This is a genomic window from Curtobacterium sp. MMLR14_002 (assembly GCF_001864975.1).
Classification (GTDB): domain Bacteria; phylum Actinomycetota; class Actinomycetes; order Actinomycetales; family Microbacteriaceae; genus Curtobacterium; species Curtobacterium flaccumfaciens.
Genome location: NZ_MJGT01000018.1, coordinates 1 through 352, shown reverse-complemented (window position 1 = coordinate 352; position 352 = coordinate 1). Strand labels below are relative to the sequence as shown.

At 64.2% G+C, this 352-nt stretch carries 1 protein-coding gene; it reads right to left on the bottom strand.

Annotated features, from left to right (window positions below):
- Positions 1–289: hypothetical protein (locus BIU91_RS18750; RefSeq protein WP_216099633.1), on the bottom strand; the 289-nt coding region annotated here is incomplete at its 3' end.
- Positions 290–352 lie beyond the last annotated feature (63 nt).

The following is a 352-nucleotide window of genomic DNA, read 5'->3' as shown; positions in this document are numbered from 1 at the left end:
CCAGCGGCACACCGCTCTGGACGGTCGCGCCAGCACCGTCGCCCTGCACGAGACGAGCGACGACTGACGTTGCGTCCTTCGATGTGGACGACGTCCACTTCACCTTCGTCGGTGTTGCTGAACCGACCCGGATCCCGGTCGGGGCTGCCGGTGCCGTGACGTCGGACCGTGCTTGCCACTGCAGCGTGCCGTGCTGTGCGATCTTGTCGACGCAGTACTGCGTGAACGACATGTCGACCGTGTCCGGCAATCCGGAGACCGGGTCGAGCTTGAACTGCTTTACGTTCATCGTGCCGTTGGTGTCGCATCCGTACCCGTCCACGGTGGTGACGATCGAGTACTTCCCGCTGAC